General features: G+C 69.9%; 2 protein-coding genes. Both read left to right on the forward strand.

The window, feature by feature from the left end:
• The first annotated feature begins 8 nt into the window (after positions 1–8).
• Positions 9–875, forward strand: coding sequence for a sugar phosphate isomerase/epimerase family protein (locus tag V2J63_RS15500; protein ID WP_331231895.1), 867 nt, complete (start codon positions 9–11; stop codon positions 873–875).
• 137 nt (positions 876–1,012) lie between these two features.
• A partial coding sequence (locus V2J63_RS15505) for a ThuA domain-containing protein (RefSeq protein ID WP_331231896.1) occupies positions 1,013–6,449 on the forward strand: 5,437 nt, incomplete at its 3' end.

The following is a 6,449-nucleotide window of genomic DNA, read 5'->3' on the forward strand; positions in this document are numbered from 1 at the left end:
GACCGACGATGACGTCACGTGCCAAGCGCCTGCTCGGCGTCAACACCTGGGTGTGGACCTCCCCACTGACCGACGCGGAGCTGCAACGGCTGGCACCCACGATCAAGGGGTGGGGGTTCGACGTCATCGAGCTGCCGGTGGAGAACCTCGGCGACTGGGACCCGGCCGGCGCCGCGACGCTGCTCGCCGACCTCGGCCTCGACGCCACCGTCACCCTCGTCATGGGGGAGGGGAGCGAGCTCGTCGCCACCGATCCCGCGACGGTGCGGTCGACGCAGGACTACCTGCGCGGCGTCATCGACGCCGCCCGGACCGTCGGCTCCGCCGTCATCGCCGGTCCCGCATACGCCTCCGTCGGGCGGACGTGGCGGATGGACGCAGACGAGCGCCGGCGCTGCTACGACGAGCTCGCGACGAACCTCGCGCCCGTCGTCGAGCACGGACGCGCCGCCGGCGTGACCCTCGCCGTCGAGCCCCTCAACCGCTACGAGACGTCGCTCATCAACACGGTGGACCAGGCCCTCGAGGCGCTGGCACCGCTGCCGGACGTCGGCCTGCTCCTCGACGTCTACCACATGAACATCGAGGAGACGGACGTGCCCGCGGCGATCATGCGCGCCGGTGCGCGCATCGCCCACGTCCAGGTCTGCGCGAACGACCGCGGCGCGCCGGGGGCCGACCACCTGCCCTGGCCCGAGATCCTCACGGCGCTCGACGACGCCGGCTACAGGGGCCCGCTGTGCATCGAGTCCTTCACGGCCGAGAACGCCACCATCGCGACGGCCGCCTCGATCTGGCGGCCGCTCGCCGCCACCCAGGACGCCATCGCCGTCGACGGCCTCGCCCACCTCAAGGAGTTGATGTCCAGAAGCTGACCGGGGGACCGCGCGACGCGCCGCGCCGGGCGGGAAGCAGAACAGTCTGTTCGACCAATCGGAGGAAATCTTCCATGAGCACCTTACGTCCCAGTTGGGGACGGGTGGTGGCGTCGGTGTCCGCTAGCGCACTGGGCTTGTCCTTGCTCACCGCGCTACCGGCGGCCGCCGTCGTCAATCCGGATCTCGACATCATCGACACGCGGGAAGGCGACCGGGCCGACGTCCTCGTCTTCACCGCGACCGCCGCGTGGCGCCACGGCGACACGATCGAGCAGGGCACCCCCCTGCTCCTGGACCACTTCGAGGAAGCTGGCATCGGTTCCGTGTGGACCGAGGACTCCGAGATCTTCACGGACGAGGATCTCGCCGAGTTCGACGCGCTCGTCATGTTCCAGACGTCTGGCGACCCGTGGACGGCGGAGCAGAAGGACGCGCTCGAGTCCTACCAGCAGGCGGGCGGTGGCATCGTCGCCATCCACAACGCCACCGACATGCGCGGTGACTACGAGTGGTGGGACGAGCTCGTCGGCGCGCTCATGCCCGGCCACGCGGCCACCGGTACCGACCCGGGCCTCCCGGGCACCGTCCGCGTCGAGGACCAGGCCCACCCCTCGACCGAGCACCTCCCGCAGCGCTGGGAGCGTGCGGACGAGTGGTACAACTACTCGGCCAACGTCCGCGGTGAGGCGCACGTTCTCGCCACGATGGACGAGACGACCTACGCCCCGGGCGGCAACGCCATGGGTTACGACCACCCCATCTCCTGGTGCAAGCCCTACGACGGCGGCCGCGCCTGGGTCACCGGCATGGGGCACTTCCCCTCGCACTTCGAGGAGCCGGAGCTGCTCGACCACATCCTCGGTGGCGTCGAGTGGGCCGCCGGCCTCGTCGACGGTGACTGCGGCGGCACGGACTGGGGCATGTACGAGCGCGTCGCGCTCGACCAGAACACCTCCGCGCCGTTCGGGATGGACATCGCCGACGACGGCCGTGTCTTCTTCACCGAGCTCGTGCGCGGCCAGGTCCGCGTCTACGACCCGGCCAGCCAGACGACGACGTCGGCCCTCGAGCTCGACGTCTACTCCGGAGGTGAGGACGGCCTGCTCGGCATCGCGCTCGCGAACGACTTCGCCGACAGCGGCCACCTCTACCTCTACTACTCCCCGGCCAGCGAGGACGACACCGACCCGGCGAACTTCTTCAGCACGCTGTCGCGGTTCACGATGGACCACGCCACGGGCCTGATCGACCCGGCGACGGAGCGGGTGCTCCTCGAGGTGCCGGCACGGCGCCTGCCGGACGAGCCCGGGCACACCGGCGGCGTCGTCGAGATCGATGCGGAGGGCAACCTCTACCTCGGCGTCGGCGACGACGTCAACCCGCACTCCGAGCCCTCCGGCGGCTACGCGCCGCTGTCCGAGCGCCCGGGGCAGTTCCACGACGCCCGCGCGACGTCGGCGAACTCCAACGACCTGCGCGGCAAGATCCTCCGGATCACGCCGATCGAGGACATCCCGGCCGACGCCGAGCCGGGCGAGGGGACGACGTACACGATCCCCGAGGGCAACATGTTCGACGAGGCGGAGGACGCCGAGGACAAGACGCTGCCCGAGATCTACGCGATGGGGTTCCGGAACCCGTTCCAGTTCGCCATCGACCCGGTCACGGGCAACCTCTCCCTCGCGGACTACTCCCCGGACAACAACAACGACAACCTCGCCAGCCGCGGGCCGGCCGGTATCGCGGAGTGGATGCTCATCGAGGAGCCCGGCTTCTACGGCTGGCCGCTCTGCATGGGCAACAACGAGCCCTTCCGGGACGTCGACTACCTGACGAACCCCGTCACCGTCGGGGACTTCTTCGACTGCGAGAACCCGGTCAACGACTCGATCCACAACACGGGCCTGACCGAGCTGCCCCCGGTCGTCGCGCCGGACTTGTGGTACGGCTACCAGCGCAGCTCGCACCCGGAGGTCATCCCGCAGGGCGGCGGCCTCGCACCCATGGGTGGCCCGTTCTACCAGTTCGACGCCGAGTCCACCTCGGACACGAAGTTCCCCGAGTACTTCGACGGCCAGCCCTTCTTCTTCGAGTGGGCGCGGAACAACATGTACTCCCTGCTCCTCGACGAGGACGGCACGAGCCTGGAGAAGGTCAACGACTTCCTGCCGTCCGAGCCCTTCATGGCGCCGATCGAGGCGAAGTTCGGGCCTGACGGCTCGATGTACGTCCTCGACTGGGGCGGCGGCTTCGGCCGGCACAACCCGGACTCCGGGCTGCACCGCATCGACTACGTCACCGGCTCGCGCTCGCCGTCCGCGGTGGCCACGGCCACCCCGGACAGCGGCCAGGCTCCGCTCGAGGTCACCTTCGACGGCTCCGGCAGCACCGACCCCGAGGATGAGGCGCTTACCTACGCCTGGGACTTCGACGGGGACGGCGAGACCGACTCGACCGAGGTCAGCCCCACGACGACGTACACCGAGAACGGCGTGTACGACGCGCGGCTGACCGTCACCGACCCGCACGGCAAGATCGGCACGACGAGCGTGCCCGTCACGGTCGGCAACACCCGCCCGGAGATCAGCATCAACCTCCCGCCGGACGGCGCCTTCTTCGACTTCGGTGACGTGCTCTCGTGGGACATCACGGCGACGGACGCCGAGGAGGAGGTCGCGGACGAGGACATCATCGTCCAGGTCGCCCTCGGCCACGACGCGCACTCGCACCCGGCCGAGCCGCTCTCCGGCCGCACCGGGTCTGTCCAGACCAGCCTGGGCGGTGGGCACAGCGACGACATGAACGTCTTCTACGTGCTCGACGCCCGGTACACGGACTCCGGCGCCAACGGGGTGCCGGGCCTCACCGGCCAGGACACCTCGCTGCTCTTCGGCAAGTTCCGCGAGGCCGAGTTCTTCAGCGAGTCCTCCGCCGACGTGACGGCGGCGGCGTCCCGCGACATCGAGGGCCACGGCAACTCGATCAGCGGGCAGAACGGTGCGTGGGCCTCCTACGAGCCGTTCAACCTCCTCAACATCGACCGGCTGCACCTGCGTGTCGCCTCCGCGACGGGCGGGGACATCGAGCTGCGTCGCGACTCCGTCGACGGTGAGCTCCTCGGCACCGCCGAGGTCCCCTCGACCGGTGGGCTCTCGCAGTACACCGACGTCGCGGTCGACGTCGTCGACCCGGGCGAGTCCTTCACCCTGTACGTCACCTTCCCCGGCGAGGGCGAGCGCAGGCTCAACTTCATCGAGGCAGAGGGCAAGGGTGTCTCGCCCACGACGACGCCGCGCGTCGCCATTACCGCACCGACGGGCGCCGAGGCGCTCGAGCCGGGCGACATCACCGTGACCGCCGAGGCCACGGACGAGGAGAACGAGATCACCCAGGTCGAGTTCTTCGTCGGTGACGAGTCCATCGGCGTCGACGACGAGGCGCCGTACAGCGTCACGTGGGACGCGACCGAGGAGTCGGTCTTCCGGCTGACCGCCGTGGCGACCAACGACAACGGCGTGTCGACCACGTCGCGGATCGTGCCCGTCACCGTCGGTGACCCGCTGGGCGGCTTCAGCCAGTTCACCAACGCGGGCGGCGAGTTCGCGCGCGGGGAGGACGGGTCCTTCACCATCACCTCCGGCGGCTCCAACATGTGGAACGCGGCGGACGAGTACAGCTCGCTGTACCTGCCCGCCGGTGCCGACGAGAACTGGTCGGCCACGGTCCGGATCGACAGCCAGACGAACACCCACGGCAGTGCCAAGGCGGGCCTCATCGTCCGTAACGACATCACCGCACCGGGATCGTCCACGGGCTACGCCGCCCTCGGCATCCGCCCGAGCGGTGGGTACGAGTGGCTGAGGTCGACCAACACCTCCGGTCAGCTCAACGCGTCGACCTCCGCCGGCTCCACGAGCTACCCGGCGTGGACGCGCATCGTCCGTGATGGCGACGAGTACACCGCTTTCTGGAGCTCGAACGGCACGTCCTTCACGCAGATCGGTGATCCTGTCACGCTGCCTGGTGCGGCGTCGGTCCAGGACATCGGCCTCTTCGTCACGGCGCACCACGCCACGGCGCGGAGCACGGTCGTCTTCAGCGACTTCGTCTTCGACGACGACCCGTCCGACCCGGACCCGGACCCGGATCCGGACCCGGAGCCCGGGCCCGGCCCGGTCTGCACGACGACGCTGAGTGACGACTTCGACGGCGACGAGCTTGACGCTCAGCGCTGGACGACCGTCCGGTCCGCCGAGGGCTCGCCCATCACGGTCGCCGACGGCGCCCTCCAGCTGCCGGTCACCGGTGCCGACATCGACGGCACCAACACGGGTCCGATCAGCTTCGTCGGGCAGCCCGTGCCGTCCGGCGCGTGGCAGGTCGACACCGAGATCGCCGTCGACTACGAGCGCCACTGGCAGTTCAGCGGCCTCATGCTCCACTCCACCGACGACGACTACACCAAGCTGGCGTTCACCAGGCACGAGAACGGCAGCCGCTTCGTCGAGTTCTGGACCGAAGCCGGTGGTTCGCGGACGCAGCACGCGCCCAACGCCACCATCCCGGCGTCCGCGCCCGGCACGATCCACCTGCGCCTGAGCAGTGACGGGACCACCGTCACGGCGGCGTACTCGCTCGACGGTGAGTCCTTCACCACGCTGAGTGGGTCGGTGGCCCTCGACCCCGAGGCCACCCTCGGTCTCGTGGCCGCCGGGGACACCGGTGAGCCCGACGCCGTCGCCGCGATCAACCACTTCCGGGTCACCCCGGACGCGGAGGACGACGGGGAGCGTGAGCCGAGCGACGAGTTCGACGGCGACTCGCTGGACGGGTGCCGCTGGGACAGCACGGTCCGGTACAACGCCGAGAACGTCTCGGTCTCCGACGGCGAGCTCCACATCACCACGGCGCTCGGCGACATCAACAACGACAACCCGATCTCGCCGGAGAACTTCATCCTGCAGTCGGCGCCCGAGGGCGACTGGACCGTCGAGACGCGGTTCAACGCTCCGTTCGTGCACCGGTGGCAGTACGCCGGCCTGCTCGCCTACGGCGACGACGACGAGTACGTGAAGTTCGACGTCGTGGCCCGCAACGCGCCGGGTGCGGCACTCAGCCTGGGCGCCGAGCTCGTCTCTGAGGTCGGTGGCTCCTTCGGTGCCGGCGGCAACGTCGCGATGGACCTCGCCGGGCAGCCTGAGGGTGGCTACTGGCACCTGCGGCTGAGCCGGACGGGTGACACCTATGAGGGCTGGGTGAGCGAGGACGGCGAGGACTGGAGCTCCATCGGTGAGGTCACGCACGCCGGCGACCTCTCCTCGGTCGGCCTCGTGGCCATCGGCCCGGAGCAGACCGAGGCCGTCACCGTCGCCTTCGACTACTTCCGGGTGGAGGAGGCCGACGTCGAGCCGGTGGTGTGCGAGCCGGGTGAGGTCGAGGAGGGGTACACCGCCCTGTTCGACGGGACGCAGGCGAGCCTGGACCGGTGGAACATGGCCGGGCCGGGCAGCTTCGAGCTGCAGGAGGACTGCTCTGCCCTGACCGTGGGCGGGATGGGTCTGCTGTGGTACC

The organism is Georgenia wangjunii, assembly GCF_036421975.1.
GTDB classification, from domain to species: Bacteria; Actinomycetota; Actinomycetes; order Actinomycetales; family Actinomycetaceae; genus Georgenia_A; species Georgenia_A wangjunii.